The 17,777-nt window shown below is 23.4% G+C and carries 17 protein-coding genes and 1 pseudogene; 11 read left to right on the top strand and 7 right to left on the bottom strand.

All coding sequences use genetic code 4. The features are described from left to right. Positions 1 to 30 precede the first annotated feature (30 nt). Positions 31 to 996 (top strand): hypothetical protein, encoded by a 966-nt coding sequence (locus AACK89_RS06040; RefSeq protein WP_338977970.1) that lies wholly within the window; start codon positions 31 to 33, stop codon positions 994 to 996. A 139-nt stretch (positions 997 to 1,135) separates the two neighbouring features. Then, the gene (locus AACK89_RS06045; RefSeq protein WP_338977972.1) at positions 1,136 to 2,443 is read left to right on the top strand and encodes a hypothetical protein; all 1,308 of its coding nucleotides are present in this window, start codon (positions 1,136 to 1,138) and stop codon (positions 2,441 to 2,443) included. Between the two features lie 46 nt (positions 2,444 to 2,489). Here the strand turns inward: AACK89_RS06045 and AACK89_RS06050 are convergent, their stop codons facing one another. The 7 genes and pseudogenes from AACK89_RS06050 to AACK89_RS06080 form a co-directional block, all read right to left on the bottom strand. Further along, positions 2,490 to 2,726: a hypothetical protein gene (locus tag AACK89_RS06050; protein WP_338977975.1), complete on the bottom strand. Its 237-nt coding sequence runs from the start codon at positions 2,724 to 2,726 to the stop codon at positions 2,490 to 2,492. 75 nt (positions 2,727 to 2,801) lie between these two features. Then, positions 2,802 to 2,975, bottom strand: coding sequence for a hypothetical protein (locus AACK89_RS06055; RefSeq protein WP_338977978.1), 174 nt, complete (start codon positions 2,973 to 2,975; stop codon positions 2,802 to 2,804). A 192-nt stretch (positions 2,976 to 3,167) separates the two neighbouring features. Beyond that, the gene (locus AACK89_RS06060; protein WP_338975418.1) at positions 3,168 to 4,130 is read right to left on the bottom strand and encodes an alpha/beta hydrolase; all 963 of its coding nucleotides are present in this window, start codon (positions 4,128 to 4,130) and stop codon (positions 3,168 to 3,170) included. 108 nt (positions 4,131 to 4,238) lie between these two features. Then, positions 4,239 to 4,748 (bottom strand): PTS glucose transporter subunit IIA, encoded by a 510-nt coding sequence (locus AACK89_RS06065; protein ID WP_338975419.1) that lies wholly within the window; start codon positions 4,746 to 4,748, stop codon positions 4,239 to 4,241. An 84-nt stretch (positions 4,749 to 4,832) separates the two neighbouring features. Then, on the bottom strand, positions 4,833 to 6,557 hold the full coding sequence (gene ptsP / locus AACK89_RS06070) for a phosphoenolpyruvate--protein phosphotransferase (protein ID WP_422397464.1): 1,725 nt from the start codon (positions 6,555 to 6,557) through the stop codon (positions 4,833 to 4,835). A 192-nt stretch (positions 6,558 to 6,749) separates the two neighbouring features. Then, positions 6,750 to 6,980 (bottom strand): annotated as a pseudogene (locus AACK89_RS06075) (IS3 family transposase); the annotation flags it as partial. Between the two features lie 24 nt (positions 6,981 to 7,004). Then, positions 7,005 to 8,125, bottom strand: a protein-coding gene (locus AACK89_RS06080; RefSeq protein WP_338977698.1) for an IS3 family transposase whose coding sequence is annotated in 2 segments (ribosomal slippage) — positions 7,005 to 7,882 and positions 7,882 to 8,125 — 1,122 coding nt in all. Because the reading frame shifts where the segments join, the coding sequence is not laid out codon by codon here. A 107-nt stretch (positions 8,126 to 8,232) separates the two neighbouring features. Here AACK89_RS06080 and AACK89_RS06085 point away from each other — a divergent pair. From AACK89_RS06085 to argS, 9 genes are all read left to right on the top strand, one after another. Next, positions 8,233 to 8,772 (top strand): hypothetical protein, encoded by a 540-nt coding sequence (locus AACK89_RS06085; RefSeq protein ID WP_338977982.1) that lies wholly within the window; start codon positions 8,233 to 8,235, stop codon positions 8,770 to 8,772. Between the two features lie 82 nt (positions 8,773 to 8,854). After that, on the top strand, positions 8,855 to 9,952 hold the full coding sequence (gene ychF, locus AACK89_RS06090) for a redox-regulated ATPase YchF (protein ID WP_338977985.1): 1,098 nt from the start codon (positions 8,855 to 8,857) through the stop codon (positions 9,950 to 9,952). An 85-nt stretch (positions 9,953 to 10,037) separates the two neighbouring features. Next, entirely contained in the window at positions 10,038 to 10,541 is a 504-nt protein-coding gene (locus AACK89_RS06095; RefSeq protein ID WP_252319777.1) for a hypothetical protein, read from the top strand. Positions 10,542 to 10,555: 14 nt separating this feature from the next. After that, positions 10,556 to 11,212, top strand: a complete 657-nt coding sequence (locus tag AACK89_RS06100) for a hypothetical protein (protein WP_338977987.1) — start codon at positions 10,556 to 10,558, stop codon at positions 11,210 to 11,212. A 13-nt stretch (positions 11,213 to 11,225) separates the two neighbouring features. Next, a complete protein-coding gene (locus tag AACK89_RS06105; RefSeq protein ID WP_338977988.1) occupies positions 11,226 to 12,029 on the top strand; it encodes a hypothetical protein in 804 nt (267 codons plus the stop codon). 22 nt (positions 12,030 to 12,051) lie between these two features. Continuing rightward, positions 12,052 to 13,497 carry a glutamate--tRNA ligase gene (gene gltX, locus AACK89_RS06110; RefSeq protein ID WP_338977989.1) on the top strand — a complete coding sequence of 482 codons (1,446 nt, stop codon included), beginning with the start codon at positions 12,052 to 12,054 and terminating at the stop codon, positions 13,495 to 13,497. A 190-nt stretch (positions 13,498 to 13,687) separates the two neighbouring features. Further along, positions 13,688 to 14,881 (top strand): HD domain-containing protein, encoded by a 1,194-nt coding sequence (locus tag AACK89_RS06115; protein WP_338977991.1) that lies wholly within the window; start codon positions 13,688 to 13,690, stop codon positions 14,879 to 14,881. A 31-nt stretch (positions 14,882 to 14,912) separates the two neighbouring features. Beyond that, positions 14,913 to 16,004: a hypothetical protein gene (locus tag AACK89_RS06120; RefSeq protein ID WP_252319787.1), complete on the top strand. Its 1,092-nt coding sequence runs from the start codon at positions 14,913 to 14,915 to the stop codon at positions 16,002 to 16,004. A gap of 83 nt (positions 16,005 to 16,087) precedes the next feature. Continuing rightward, positions 16,088 to 17,728 carry an arginine--tRNA ligase gene (gene argS / locus AACK89_RS06125; protein WP_338976069.1) on the top strand — a complete coding sequence of 547 codons (1,641 nt, stop codon included), beginning with the start codon at positions 16,088 to 16,090 and terminating at the stop codon, positions 17,726 to 17,728. Positions 17,729 to 17,777 lie beyond the last annotated feature (49 nt).

The following is a 17,777-nucleotide window of genomic DNA, read 5'->3' on the forward strand; positions in this document are numbered from 1 at the left end:
ATTTTCAAATTTAGTAAGGAATATAATAATATGAAAAATAATAATTCCTATGAAGATAAACTTAATGCAATAGTTAAATTAGAAAGTTATATATTTGAATATATAGATTTTTTTGCTTCAGTTTTATTAAATGAGGCTTCTAAAGAAAAAAAGTGATCTTATGATCAAAAACAAATACAAAAATTACTAAATGCTAGAGTTAATATTACAAGTATTAGTAATGATTTAATTATATTAGAAAAATCTAAATGTAGTATTATCACTAATATTAGAACTTTAGTAAATTATTTATATGATGTGTATGAACTTGTTTATTTTTCTTTTGAAATTTTAAACATATATAAAAGTAAAAATTTAACTAAAAAAAATAAAAGTAAAATAAATAAAATTAAAAATAATTTTGAGAAATTAAATATTATTTTTTGATTAAAATTTATGCGTAATTTATTAACACATAGTATTTTTATGCAAGGTTACAATTCAGAAAAAAAGCAAGTATCATATGAAAATTTAAAAACAAAATTAAATTTTGCAGTTAAAAATAATTTAATTATGTTATCTGAAAAACAGATTTTTAATAAAAACAAAATTATTAATCAACAACTAAAAAAAATGGATTATGATAATTTAATTATTAATAGTTTTATTCATTATTTTAAAATAGTTAATGATAATGAAAGAAGTACATGAATTTTAAATCTTATTAAAGAAGAAAAAATGGAAAAATATATTTCAATCAATCAAATAAATTCAAATCCTAATTATTTATGAATTTGAGTTGATACTAATTATAATTATTATGAATTTATTGATAATAGAAAAAATTATATATTTATTTTTGGATTTAATGTTATTAAAACATTAAAATTATTTGTAGAAGAAATTTGCAAAATTTTAAATCAAATTTTAACAGAATTAAAAGCTCCTAGACTAGTAATAAGTACTGAAAATTTTCAAATTAAATCTTTTTTTGAATCTATGAGAAAAGTTAAATAAATATTTAACTCATAATTGTAGAATTTCGCTAAAAGTACTATAATATAAATAACGATAGTTTAATATCGTTATAATTTTAATGATGATATAAACTTTATATCTTTATTAAAATTATATATTAACTTTAAAGGTATAAAATATGAGAAAAACAATAAATATTTTAACAGTTGGTATTTTTTCACTAGCAACAAGTACCACTATTTTAACTAGTGTGAATCACTTTAATAGTAGCAAAAATGATTTACAAAAAGCAAACGCCACTACTAATCAAACATCATTATTTAATAATCAATATCAATATTTAAATAATAGTGACTGAATTACTAACCAATCAACAACCGATCATAAATTTTATAGTTATGATACTTCAGCATTAAAAAGTTATACTTTTACCAATGCTAGAAACGTCTTCTTAGTAGATACAACAGGTAACCTAGTTTATAATACCAAAGTTACTATTCCTAATGAAGATAAAGTAAATATTGAAAATACAAAACAAGAAATGAACAGCCACAAAAAAGTAACATCACTTAAAAGCAATCCTAATTATTCTGATGCTTACAATTTTAGTGAATATCAACAAAATAATTTTATTGGTGACAATAATTGAACATATTTACAATTTGGTGGTCTTGAACAAAATATTGATATTTCTAACATTGCTGGTGCTTCTAAAATTGAAAATAATAACAATCTTAGTGAGAACTTAGGATTATATTACATTGCTGATGCTGCTATTAATAATAAAATTTCTTTAGCAATAGCTTATAATATTAGTCAACAATTCATTAATAAAAGCAGTTTAAACAAACTAATTAGTAACCAATTAACAAATAATATTATTAACTTAATTGTTGAAAATAATAACATCTTTAACTTTATTAAAAATTCACCCCTTTTCCTAAATATAAAAGATTATTCATTAAATTTTATTTTTGATAATGATAATAACTTAGTAGCAATTTACTATACAAAATGAAATGTTCAAAATATAAAACAAAGTATTAACTATCATTATAAAGAAGACTTTAGCAATATTAATAAAAATGATTGATCAAAAAATAGTGATCAACAAATCATTTTAAATTGAACTAAATATGCAAAAAATTGAGAACAATTTTCACAACTTTATCCTAAATTTAATTTTAATAATTCTAAACTATCAATTAATAATATGGGTACATATAAAGAAAATAATAATCTTACTGGTGATACTAATAATATTACTACTAATAAAAATATTAAATATGAACTACAAAATCCTTATAATGTTGTAGCAATTTCTGATCTTATTATTCAACTTCCAATTATTGAACTTTATGTATACCATGATGATAATAATATTTATTATCAATGAAATGCACGTGTTACTTCATCACCAAATTTAATTGCTGGTTGTAGTTTAGGAATTGATTTAGATAATATTAGTTTTCAATTTAAAAAATAATTAAATTTAATATATAAAAAATGATGCCTTAATTAAGGCATTATTTTTACAATGAATGTTGTCTTACACTACTTTGATTAGATGCTGATGGTTGGTTTTCTGCCATTTGATTAGAATTATTAATTAAATATTCTTCGTGAATTTCTAAACACTCAACTTTAAGGTTTTCAATTCTTTTTAAAAATTCTGGATTATTAGATGTTTTATATTTTCTAGCATTACGTCAATTATAATCTTGACCTGTGACATCTATTTTTTCTTTTACTTCATTAAGTTCTGACATAATTGACATTAATTGTTTAATATTAGGATTTGTTTTTTGACTTCTCCTCGTTTAATTGTTGTTTAATATATTGTACTAGTCCAGAGCTGTTTGCATATAGGCAGGAGTTCCTACAGAATCTGAAATATCACCTAATATTTCTTTTTTAGTTTTATCAATTCTTCTTTCTACTTCAATTTTATTTTCAATTTCTTCTAATAAACCTTCAATTTCATTCATTAATTCTTTTTGATCTGTAATAATATTCATAATTTTTATCTTCCTTTTCACATATAATTTTAATTTAATAAAACCTAGTATAGTTAAATTACTATACTAGGTATGAACAATTATTAAATTATAAATACTATTATAACTATAAAATAAAAATTACGCAATCAACTATTATTTACTATTTTTAAATTTTCTAATTATTTTTTGATCTAATATCATAAATAATCATTATATATGTTCTTTTTCTATTCAAGTTAAAATATCTTCTAAAATAATATTAATATTGGGTTCATTTAAAATCGCATGATTACCTTCTTCATAAAAACTATAAGTTATCCCTTGTCTTCAACGTTTATTATTTTTTGCAATTTTATCAAAATCAGCAAATATATCTTTTGCAGATTGAACAATCAAAACCGGACATTTAGCACTATTAAGATTTTTTGGTACTTGTTTACTTAATTTTTGTGCTTGTAAGGAAAATAATAATGTAAATTTCATATTAGTCATTGCTCTAATTTTCCCTTTTTTAATATAATTAGAATTAATAGAAATTGTTTCCATATCAAAAGTAATAGGTAATGGATGATGTTTATAAAATAGAAATCCTCAAATTGCATGACAAACTAATGAAGGTTTTATTTTAAATATTTGTTTCTTAGTAACAAAATTAGTTAAAATTGCACCATCAATCATTTTTGGTAATCTTTTAATTGCTAATGCTGTTAATGCAGAACCTAATGATTCACCCATTAATAAAATTTTTTTATTAGGATAACGTTCATTCAAAACCGTTATAATATCTTTAATATCATTAATAGTTGTTCCTAAAGTATGATATTTTCATTTTTCATTTTCTCCTCAACCTCGTTGATCAAAACTTAAAAATGAAATACCATGTTTAGTAAAAAACTTAGCAGCTGTTTTAAAGTCTGTTAAAGAGGCACCCATACCATGAATACCAATAATAATATATTTACTATTATCAACAAATTTAAATTCAGTATGTAAAAAATAGTTATCCCTAGTGATGATTCCCTCGTTACTTCATTGTGGAAAATGACGATTCAGTTCTCAGTGATAATCAATATGGAAAATTTGATAAATTCTATATAAAATATAAAGTATTATTAACATAGCTAAAACTACGATAAGTATTGCTCATCAATAATGTTGCCAAAAATTATCCATAATAAATGATACCCTCCAATAATATATAAATACTTATTAATATTTTATCAAATTAATTTTATTTTTATTAAAACAAAACCTTAAATGGTTTTGTTTTAATAAAAATATTTATTTCTTAGTGACTTCAGCAATTAATTGACCAACCGTTACTTGTTCATCATCTTTTACTACTTGCTTTACAACATAACCTTCCATTGTTTCATTAGTGAAAACAATTGGTGTTGTTACTTTTTTACCTTTATTCTTAACTTCTTGTAAATTAGCAACTACCATTACTTCTGATTTTTTAATTGGTTTACCTTGTTCAACTTTAATATCAAAGCCCTTACCAGCTAATTCAACAGTATCAATACCAATATGAACTAAACATTCAATACCTGTATTTACATCTTTAATACCATAAGCATGTCCTGTATTAAATACTGTTGCTAATTTTCCATCAAATGGTGATACAAATTCAACTCCATCTTTACCTTTATATTCAGGAATAATAGCAAAACCAGTCCCTAACATTTCCTGAGCAAATACTGGATCTTCAACTTTACTAAGGTTAATAACTTTACCAGTAACTGGTGCATAAATTAATAAAGGTAATTGTTTTTTTTTCTTGAAAAACATATGTCGATTCTCCTCAAAATTATGTAAATTAGATGTTTATAATTTTAACATTAAATAATGTAACTTTAAAAATAAATAATATTTTTATTTTTTTGATAAAAATTTTTCTACTAATGATTTAACTTCTTCATTGGTTTCACATTGTAATGCTTTTGATGCTAATATTTCTGTATCCTTTTTATTTAAAGTAATAATAATTTTTCTAGTTTCTAAAACACTAGATGCAGACATTGAAAATTCATCTAGCCCTAGACCAACTAGTAGTGGAACAGCAATTTTATCACCAGCCATTTCACCACACATGGCAACAGGACGATTATATTTATGTCCACCATCAATTGTCATCTTAATCAAACGTAAAATTGATGGATGATATGGTTGATATAAATAAGACACTTTTTCTGACATACGATCAGCGGCTAAACTATATTGAATTAAATCATTAGTTCCAATTGAAAAGAAATCCGCATATTTAGCAAATATTTCTGCATTAACTGCTGCTGCTGGAATTTCAATCATCATTCCAACTTGAATATCATCACTAACTTTAACTTTTTCTTTAATTAATTCTTTTTTGCAAGTTTCATATAATGATTTAGCTGCTTTAAATTCTTCAACAGTAGCAATCATTGGAAACATAATAGCTAATTTACCAAAAGCTGAAGCACGAATTAAAGCACGTAACTGAGTTTTAAAAATATCTTTACGATCTAAACACAAACGAATGGCACGATAACCAAGGAAAGGATTCATTTCTTTTAGTAAATCTAAATATGATAATTCTTTATCACCACCAATATCTAAAGTTCTAATAACAACTTTATGTTTAGTAGCAGACAATACTTTTTTATATTCTTCAAATTGAATATCTTCACTTGGAAAATCACTACTTTCCATATAAAGAAATTCACTTCTAAAAAGTCCTACTCCTTGTGCATCATATTCAATTGCTTTAATCATATCTTTAGGTGAACCAATATTTGCTTCTAACTTTACTTCATGATTATCACTGGTTTTAGTTAATTTACCTTTAAATACTAATAATTCTTTTTGTTCTTCAATTCATGCGTTTTGTTTAGCAACTCATTTATTTTTTTCACTACTATTTAAATCAATTTCAATTTCACCAGTATTACCATCTAATACACAAAATTGATTATTTTTTACTTTTGTAGTAACATTTTTTAACCCAAGAACTGCTGGAATACCAAGACTACGAGCCATAATTGCTGCATGAGAAGTTCTACCACCAATATCACATAAAAATCCTTTAACAAACTTAGGATTCAATTGACTTGTTTCTGAAGGTGTTAGATCATGACTAACAATAATTGTTTCTTCTTTAATTGCACTTAAATCAATAGTTTTAATATTTAAAATTTTACGTAAAATTCGATCACGAACATCAATAACATCAGCAGCACGTTCACGAAAATAATCATCATCCATTGCTTGCAATGTTGCAATTGCTTTATTAGCAGTACTTTCTAAAGCATTAGCAGCATTATATTTTTCTTCTTTAATTAACTTTTCAGTATCTTCAATTAATACTGGATCAGTTGTTACTAAAAAATGAGCTTCAAAAACAGCGGCTTTTTCTTCACCCAAAGTTTTTGTTGTATTTTGGATGAGTTGTTTAATTTCATCACCTGCTATTTTTAAGGCATCATGTAACTTTTTAACTTCTCCTTCTATTTCTTTTTCATTAATTTTTTTAGGATTAGTTTTGATAGTTTCATGTTTTAAGATTAATGCTTTGGCTAGAGCAATGCCATTACTAGCACCAATACCTTTCATTTTTAACATTATATATATTTCACTCCTTATAAAATATGTTTATTAATAGTCTACTAAATTATAATAAAAAAAATGAAATATTGTATAAAATATTTATTATAATTTAAACTTTTTATAAATAAAAATGATTTTAATATTTTTAAATATTTTTCATATATTAATATGGAATGGCAACCCTTTTTAGGACTATTTTTTGGTAGACATTTATTTTTGATAATTAACTGGAGTTAAGTAGTTTAAAGTGCTGTGAATTCTTATGTTGTTATATCAGTTGATGTAATCAAATAATTCTAATTTTAATTGGATTAATGATGTAAAATTTTTATCATTAATAAATTCAATTTTGAAAGTTTTAAAAGTTGCTTCAGCAACAGCGTTATCATAAGGACAACCTTTTTTGCTTAAAGAGCGATTAATATTGAATGCTAGTAAAAGTTGGAATGGCAACCCTTTTTAGGACTATTTTTTGGTGGACATTTGTGTTTGATATTTAATGGGGGTTAAGTAGTTTAAAGTGCTGTGGATTCTTATGTTGTTGTATCAATTGATATAATCAAATAATTCTAATTTTAATTGGATTAATGATGTAAAATTTTTATCATTGATAAATTCGGTCTTAAAAGTTTTGAAAGTTGCTTCAGCAACAGCATTGTCATAAGGACAACCTTTTTTGCTTAAAGAACGATTAATGTTGAATGCTAATAAAAGATTATTAATAATTTTATTATTAAATTCATTACCGCGATCACTATGAAATATTTGTATATTTTTTAAACAGCGATTTGATTGCATAAATGCTTGATATACTAATGATGCATCTTTTTTAAATCCAACACTATGTCCAATAATTTCGCGGTTAAATAAGTCTATTAATAGGCAAATATAGTTTCATTTGCCATTAACTTGAACATAAGTTAAATCACTGACAATAACTTCATTTTTAACCCTATTATTAAAATTTCTATTAACAAGATTTGTTACTTGACTATTATTAACTCTGTTATTATGATTTTTGAATGATAATTTAGTGTATTTTGATATTAAATTATGTTTATTCATAATTTTTTTAATTTTTCGTCTTGATAAATAAATTCCTTTATTTTCTAGAACAACTTTTAATCTTCTTGTTCCATAAACTTCTTTATTTTCTTTAAAAGCACTAATAACAGCTTCATCATACATATTATTTTTAATTTTATCTTCTTTTTTATTTAAATTAAAATAATATGTTGATTTAGAAATTTTTAAAAAACGACACATTTTACGAATTTTATATTTAACTTTATTTTTAGCAATAATTTCTATTTTCTGCCTATTATTAGTGCTGCTTGCTTTAAAATGTCATTTTCCATTCGTAACTGTTTTAATTCTTTTCTTAATTTAATTAATTCATTTTCTTCAACAGAACGATTATCTTTAGTTTTAAAACTGCCTGAATTAGTAAATTGCTTAATTCAATTGTAAGTAGCTGCTCTTGTAACATTGTACTCTTTAGCAAGACAAGACACTGACTTACCACTTTGATATAAAGCTACTATTTGTTTTTTAAATTCATCTGAATATGAGTTAATATTGGCCATAATTATAGTTCCTTTCTTTTCACTAATTTGTTCACTTGTCTACGTAATTAGTGTCCAATAAAGTGTAACCCATCCAAACATGAAAAAAAACAAAAAGAAATATCAAAGTGATTAAAGAAAATAATATAAAAAATTTTGGAACTTTAATTGCAAATTTAAATGAAAATAAAACATCAATAGATAAAATAAGCGTACCTTATCAAAGACAAAGTATACCAGAACTATTACCAACATCTGAGCCTTGAGATGAATGAATAATTGAAAAAAAACCTAAATTATCACGTTCAAATAGTACTGATAGTGCGATAAGTTCACTTTCTTCTGAATTTGAAGAAAATGATTATTCTATTATTGATATCGATAAAATATTAAGAGAACTTAATAGTTATAGTTTTCCACAGTATAGTGATTTAGAAAGCAGTACTGAATCATCTCATCAAGAATTTAATCATTGTCTTACTAGAACAGCATCTAGTGATAGTGGCATTTGTTCTGGTCAGATTACTCCTAAACCAGTTAGTACAAATCCTTTTGATGATGAAAGCGATGATGAAGAACTTGCTGGTAATACTATTAATGAATCTAATAATTTAGTAAATACTGTACCATTACCATCCAAATCAACTCCAAAATTAAATTTTTCTTAATTGATAATTAATTTTATATTTTTCTTTATAATTTATATGATACGATGTAATCATATAAGTAAAAGAAACAGGTGTATATTATATGTTAACTGCTGGTATCGTTGGTTTACCTAATGTAGGTAAATCAACATTATTTAAAGCCATAACCAATTCACAAGTATTAATTGAAAATTATCCTTTCGCTACTATAAAACCAAATATTGGTAGCGTTCCAGTCAATGATTCAAGAATTTTAAATTTAATAAAAATTTTTAATCCACAAAAAGTTGTACCAACAATTTTAGAATTACATGATATTGCTGGACTTGTCAAAGGCGCTAGTAAAGGTGAAGGATTAGGTAATCAATTTCTTGCCAATATTAGAACGGTTGATGCAATATGCGAAGTTATTCGTTGTTTTGATGATATTAATGTTACTCATGTTGAAAATAAAATTGATCCAATTAATGATTTTGAAATTATTGAATTGGAATTAATGTTAGCTGATCAAGAAGTAATAAGTAAACGAAAAGAAAAAGTTCGTAAAAAATCGCAAATAACTAGAGATAAACAAGGTATTGCTGAGGTAGCTTTATTAGAAAAAATTAATAATGAATTAAACAATGGTATTGCTATTCGCAATCAAAAGTTAAGTTCAGAAGAATTACTAATGATTAAACCTTATAATTTTTTAACTGCTAAACCAATAATTGTTATTGCTAATATTAATGAAAAAGATTTAATAACTAAAACTAATAAATATGTTGAACAATTACAACAATATATTAGCAAAAAAAATATTACTGTAATTGTTGTTTGTGCTAAGACAGAATGTGAACTTTCTGAATTAGAAGCAGAAGAAAAAAAAGAAATGTTTAAAGAGTTAAATATTTTTGAATCAGGAATTGATCAAATTGTATTAGCAACTTATAAACTATTAAATTTAGGTACTTATTTTACTGTTGGACCCAAAGAAGTTCATGCTTGAACTTTTATTAAAGGAATGAAAGCACCAGAGTGTGCTGGTATCATTCATACAGATTTCATGAAAGGTTTTATTAGACTTAAAGTTTATAATTATCAAGATATAGAATTATTGGGTAGTGAAAAAAATGTTCAGGAAAAGGGAAAAATGAGAGTTGAAGGTAAAAATTATATAGTTGAAGATGGTGATATTTGTCATTTCCTTTTTAATGTTTAGTTTTAAGATAATATTAATTATAAAAAGGTTATAGTTTTGCTATAATTAATTTGAAAATATACTAGCAAGAAAGGAAAAAAATATTATGTTAAAAAGTAATTTACAAAATCCTGATTCTGACATTCAAGAAAACAATTATGTTCCAAATAAAAAAACTAAAAAGTTTGATGTTCTTAATAAAATAAAAGTTTCAAGAGCTTTACTTTTTTGATCACCAATTGTGCAAATTATTGGTAGTATTGCTTTTTTAATACTATTAATAGTTAATGCATTTGTTGGGCAAAAAATGGGGTTTGAATTTAGTAAACTACAATTAGCTTTATCATTATCATATGTTGGAATTGCAATTTTAGTCAGTATTATTTGTTTTATGATACCAGCAAAGAAACTTAAAAAGAAATCTTCATTTAGAATTACTGCTATTTCAACATTAATATTATCAACATTAATGTTAAGCGGTAGTCTAGTTTTTTGATCAATACCAGTATTATTATTTTTTTCATTAATCTCATTAATTGTATGAATATGTGAAGTAATAGCAGCGATTATTTTAATTTTAGTAGTTGAAGAATTACCTAATGAAAAATAAAGTAGGTGAAAATAATGAAAATTAAAGATTTAGATAATCTTAAAAACAAAGAAACATGTTTTATTCCATATGAACAAAAAACTAAAAATGCATATTTTGTTTATTTGACAATATCAATAGTTCTTTTTTTATCAGTTTTTATTTTTTCATTATTTGCTGCTATTAATGTATCAAAATATAAATTATATAATGTACTTACTGATTTTAATTATCCTATTTTGAATTTATTTTATGCACCAATTGTTTGTTTAATTGCAATTACTGTAAGTATGATTTTATTAATATTTGCTCCTAGAGTAAGTATTGTCTCTTCAAAGTATAGCAGTAGAATGTTTTATACTACTTTTTGATTATTAATTCTTAGTGTAATGTTAAGTTCAGAAGTACAATTAATTTATATTTCACAATCTGGAATATTATATAATGAAAATTATCATTGAATTAATCCAATTATTGCAAGAATATTTATTATTTTTAGTCTTTTTTTAATTTTGATTACACAACTATTTTTTTGAATTATGCGTAGAAAGTTTACATTTATGAACTCAGATTATGAAATTTATACTACTAGAAGTATGGAAAAAAAACAAAGACGAATTAGAAAACAAGAATTAAAAAAAATTAAAAAACAAGAAAAGGGATTTAGTAAAAAAACTTTGAATATTAAATAAGGGGGACAGATTTATGAGAATTCGTAATTGGTGGTTTATTAGTTTTTATTTATTATTAAGCACATTTATTATTTATGAATTATTTTTTTTAATTACTTTGTCAAAAAATACAGTTTTAAAAGATTTATATTATTATGGTTTTCAAATTGCAGAACCTTCACCAAGTTTTAATCCTTCAAGTTATACTGCAGTTTATTATTTACCAGTAATAGGTTTGATTGTAAGTAGTTTTGGGTTGATAAGTTGTATTTTTACGGCAAGAGTTTTTCTCGAAAAATCTCCTCGTTTTAAATTTGTATTTTTAGTTGTAAACTTTATAATTTTTGTTGTTGGATTTTTAATAAGTTTTTCTGGTCAATTGCTTTATTGTGAATGAAGTAATGATAGTGCACAAATAATACCTAATAGGGGTGGAACAATTGAAACACCAAGTTTTTATTATCGAAATTGAGTTTCTTCAACAATTGTTTGATCAATTTTTGGTTTTTATTTTGCATTACTTGTTGCAGCAGTTATTTTATTACTTAAATTAAATTTAATTAATGTTCAAACATATCACTTTTATCGTCAACGTATTGAACAAGCAATTGAATTTGAACCAGAATTAAAACAACCATTACCAAGTTCTAATGAATTTGATCCAAATGATACACAGACTATTACAATTTTTCTTGATGAAGAAGTAAATGAAAAATTACAATCTAAAACTAATCGTAAAAAAATAATGAAATCCTCTAAAAATAATAAAAAAAAATTAAATTCTAAAAAAAAGACTAATAAAGTAGAAAAAAAAGTTAGTAAGATTAAAAAATCTTAAATTTAATAAAGATGGTGAAAATATGAAAATTCGTGTACGATATGCACCTAGTCCTACTGGGTATTTACATATTGGTGGTGCTAGAACAGCATTATTTAATTATTTATTTGCAAAAAATAACAAAGGAGATTTTATAGTTAGAATTGAAGATACTGATTTAGAACGCAATATTGAAGATGGAATTAGTTCACAATTAGATAATTTACGTTGAATGGGAATAATTCCTGATGAAACTATTGATTTACCAGGTAAATATGGTCCTTATAAACAAACTGAACGTTTAAATATATATATTCAACATGCATTAATACTAATAAAAGAAAAAAAAGCATATTATTGTTTTTGTACACCTCAATATCTAGAAGAAATGCGTAAGAAACAAGCAGATAAAAATATTTTAGCTTTCCAGTATGATGGAACATGTTCAAAATTAGAGCAGTCTGTAATTGAAGAAAATTTACAAAATAAAATTTCATATGCTATTAGAGTTAAAATTCCCACTAATAAAAGTTATAAAATTAAAGATTTAGTTCGTGGTAATGTTGAATTTAATTCAGTAGATTTAGGAGATTATATTATTATTAAATCAAATGGAGTGGCCACTTATAATTTCGCTGTTGTTATTGATGATCATTTAATGGAAATAAGTCATGTTTTTCGTGGTGAAGAACATTTGTCAAATACACCAAAACAATTAGTTATTTATGAGTATTTTAATTGGAAAATGCCAATTTTTGCCCACTTAACATTAATTGTTAATAATAAACGTAAAAAATTATCAAAACGTGATGGTAGCATTATCCAATTTATTCATCAATATCGTAAAGAAGGATATTTACCAGAAGCAATTTTTAATTTTATTGCTTTATTAGGATGAAGTTCGCATGAAGAAAAAGAAATTTATACTAAAGAACAATTAATTAAATTATTTACCCCAAAATATTTAAGTAAAGCACCAAGCATGTTTGATCCAGAAAAATTAGTGTGAATGAATAATTATTATATTAAAAGATTAAATGTTGAACAATACTTAGCTTTAGTAACACCTTTTATTAAAGAAAAATATAATTGAAATAGCAAAACTATTGAATGATGAAAAGAAGTATTATTAATTTATCAATCACAGTTAGAATATGGTAGTCAAATTAATGAATTGGTAAGTTTATTTTTTAAAAATAATTTTAAGGTAGATATAGAAGCAAAGACTTTTTTGAATGATAATGAATGTAACTTAGTTTGTACAACATTTATTAAAAAGATTATTGATTGTAAAAATTGAACTAGTGATAATATTAAAAACATTATTAATGAAGTTAAAAAAGAAACTAATGTTAACGGCAAATTATTATTTATGCCAATTAGAATTATTACGACAGGACAAATGCATGGACCTGATTTAGTTAGCACCATTAAACTATTAGGTTATGATACCATTATTAATAATGTGAAATTAAATTTTAAATATTAAAGAAAAATAATTATTATTACTTATATAGAAAATATAATATTTACTTTTGTTATAAATAAAAATTATAAAATTGTTCTTTTTACTCAAAATAATTATTAAAATAGAAGAAAAATTTTATATTATGTTACTATTAAAATAAAAAATTAATAATACCTAAAATTTATAAGATATTAATGAGAGGTTAAAATTTATGTCAAGCAATAATTATAAAGTAACTTTTATTCGTGACGCTATACACAAAAATATTAATATCAGCGAACTCGTTATTCAGGCGTTAATATCTTGTAAAGAATTTCAAAGATTAAGATGAATTAATCAACTTGGTGGTGTCCAAATTGCTTTTCCTAATGCAACTCATACTAGATATGTTCATAGTATCGGTGTTTATCATATATTAAATCGTGTTCTTAGTGAAGTTGAAGGTTCTTCTTTATTAACTAAAGAGGAAAAAATAAACATTAAAATTGCTGGTTTATTACATGATTTAGGACACGGTCCTTTTTCACACACTTTTGAAAAAATCATAAACCTTAATGTTAATAAAAAAGAAAATTTTACTCATGAAGATTATACTTGTGCTATTATTAATGATAATAATACTGAAATTAACATGATTTTAAAACAATTTAATATTAATATTAATGCTATTATTGGTATCCTTAAGAAGGATTATAAAAATTATCCTAAATATCAAATTCAATTGGTATCATCGCAATTAGATTGTGATCGTATTGATTATTTAATGCGTGATGGATATTTTACAGGAGTTGGTTATGGAAGTATTGATATTGATTGAATTATTACAAATATGATAATTGATATTAAAGAGGGTTTAGTTTTTTCATACAAGGCAATTTCTGCTATTGAAAATTATTTAATCACAAGGTTCCATATGTATTCTCAAGTTTATTATCATAAAAGTGGAATTCTTTTTGATCTTAATTTACAAAAATTATTTTCAAGAATAACTGAATTATATTTTGATAAAGCTTATTCATTTAAAGTCAATATTCATGATTTTATTGCTATTTTTGAGGGAAAAAGCGTTGAAATACAAACATATTTAAATTGAACAGATGCTACTTTAATTAAGTTAATGCAAGATATTATTAATTTTGAAAACGATAATGAGTTAGTAAAAATATCAAAAGTAATTTTATTTTGTTTTAACTGAGAAAATGAATTGTTGTTATTAACAAGTCAAAATAACACTAATGTTATTGGGGTTAAACAAGATTTAAAAAATGTACTTTATTATTTTAAAAAAGATCCAATTATTATTAAAACAAAAAACGAAGAGTATATTACTTTAGAAAAAATCTCACAAATTTTGCAAGATCCAATTAAAGCACCAAATACAATTTATTTTTTAAAAAAGAAATAGAAATTTAAAACTGTTATAAAATGAGGTAATTATGAAAATTTTAAAATCAATTAATAAAGTTTTTGAGTATCCAAATATTTTAGATTTAACGCCAGGAGATTTTTACTTAAATTCACATGAGTATCACTTAGCAACGCAAGAAGTAATAGTGATATTGGGCGTATTAATTAATAAAGAAAAAATTGAAAATGCTATTAAAACTTTAAATTTTACTTGAATAAATTTTAAAGAAAAAGTAATAGTTTATTTTTCTATTTTTGCCTACCTTATAATAGGTAATGAATATAATGATTTAAAATCAGTTAAAATAAATCAAATTAAATTTAAAGATAATACGTTAAAAATTAAATTTAAAGAAACATTACTTACAATGATTAATAAGTTTCCAAGAACTTTGCATTTAACTAATGTTTTGGGTAATGATAATGATCGCGCTAATATGTATGCAGTTAACGCTATTTTAAATATTAAAAAAGGGATTGGATATGATAATTTTCATATTACTCTTTTTTCAGTATATCAATCGTTAGAATTAAAACTAAAGCATTGTTTAAGAAAATATATTCAAGTTGAACCTTCAGCTAGTAAGAAAAAATTTAATTTTCATAATTTAATACGATTGATTAAATTAATTAGTACTACAAGAGTTGAAAGTGAGGAAATGAGTAAAATATTATTAAATTTAAGAGAACGTTTGCGTTATTTTGAACAAATTAATCCTGGTGGTCAAGCAGCAAGATATGAAGCTGAGATAAATCATAATTATTTTCATAATTTAAATTCGTATATAATTAATGAACAAGAATTACTAAGTAATTTTGTCAAGGCTTTAAGTTTATTACAAGAATTATATTTAAAATTAATAGAATTATATAAAGATGATAATACTAAAGTTAAAATGCAAAAAAAAATTGATTTAGAATTAGTTAAAGTTTCAGGAATTAAGATCGAAGATGATCCAAAAAAAATTAATGATAAATTAAGAAATGTACTGGATAATCAAATTTTTGGTAACTATCAAGAATTAATTGATTTAAATTACAATGATGTTGCTATTTTGGAATTTTTAATCAGAATTGGATTTATACAGTATGTTAATGATACAATTGAGCAACTTTTATAAAAAAGTATTTATTTTTATTTTTTTATATGATATAAATTAAATTTATGAGTATAATATTTTAGATATTGAAAGGGGTCTGAACTGTGGACAGTTATGTTATTAATGAACTCACTACTATTATTCTTGATGCAGTAGCATTTGCAAATTATGAAATAGAATTGAATCAAGTTATTATTGAAATTAATAAAAATAATGACTTAGGTGATTATTCTACATCAATAGCAATGATATTAGCAAAAAAATATAAACAAAAACCATTAGACATTGCTGAAATTATAGTTAAAAATATTCATCAGAAACACCCATTAATTAAAAAAATTGATTATATTACCCCTGGTTTTATTAATATTAATATTAATGTTGAAGTATTTAGTTTGTTATTAATGAAAATTATTAATGAGAAATCATTATATGGTCAATCTAATAAAAAAAATATTACTTATAATATTGAATTTATTAGTGCCAATCCAACCGGACTTTTACATTTAGGACATGCAAGAAATGCGGCTATTGGTGATAGTTTAGCTAATATATTAGAACATAGAGGATATAATATAGTTAGAGAATACTATATTAATGATGCTGGTAATCAAATTAATGTTTTGGCCAATTCAATTTTCATAAATTATCAAAATCTTTGTGGCAATGCTGTTGAATTACCAAAAGAAAGTTATCGTGGTTCTGAAATTTTAACTGCTGCACAATCATTTTTGAAATTAAATGGTAATAAATTTGCAAATAAACCTTTTGATGAAACCTCTTCTTTAATTTTTAAAGAATTTGGTATTAATTATATGCTTTCAGAAATTAAAAAAGATTTAAAAAAATTTAAAGTTAAAATTAATATTTGATTTTCTGAATCATTTTTATATAAAGAAAATATTATTTCTAATTTAATCAAACAATTTGAAATGCAAGGCAATACTTATCAACTTGATGGTGCTATTTTTTTAAAAACTACTTTATTTGAAGATGATAAAGATCGTGTAATTGTTAAGAAAGACAAAACTTATACATATATGCTTCCTGACTTAGCTTATCATCATATTAAATTTCAACGTAGTGATGTGTTAATTAATATTTGAGGAGCAGATCATTATGGCTATATTCCACGAATTAAAGCAGGATTATATATGCTTAATAATGATGCCACTAAACTTGATATTTTATGTATGCAAATGGTAAAGGTTATTGATAATGGCAAAGAACAAAAAATGTCAAAAAGAGCAGGAACATCAATAACTTTAAGACATATGATAGATTTAATTGGAAAGGATGCTTTACGTTATTTTTTAGTATCAAGATCAGTTGAATCACATCTTGATATTGATTTAGCACTTGCTAAACAACAATCTAACGAAAATCCTGTTTATTATGCACAATATGTTCATGCACGTATAAATCAAATTATAGAGAATTATCCAAAATTTGAAATTGCAAATAGTATTAATTTATTAACAGAACAAAAGGAAAAAGAATTATTGATTACATTAGATGAATATATAATTATTTTGCAAAAAATTGAAAAACAGCATCAACCGCATTTACTTACAAATTATATTCAGAAATTAGCTAAGTTATTTCATTCTTATTATAATAAACATAAAGTTATTAGTGAAGATCAACAATTAACAATTCAACGATTAACATTAGTTTTAGCAATAAAACAAATAATGGCCAATGCTTTAAATTTAATTGGTGTGGATGCGCCTAAAAAGATGTAAAAAATATATTTTTTATTATTTATAATATACAATTTAGAAGGTGATTAAG

Origin of the sequence: Spiroplasma endosymbiont of Panzeria rudis (assembly GCF_964019705.1) — a bacterium.
Taxonomy (GTDB): Bacteria; Bacillota_I; Bacilli_A; order Mycoplasmatales; family VBWQ01; genus Spiroplasma_E; species Spiroplasma_E ixodetis_A.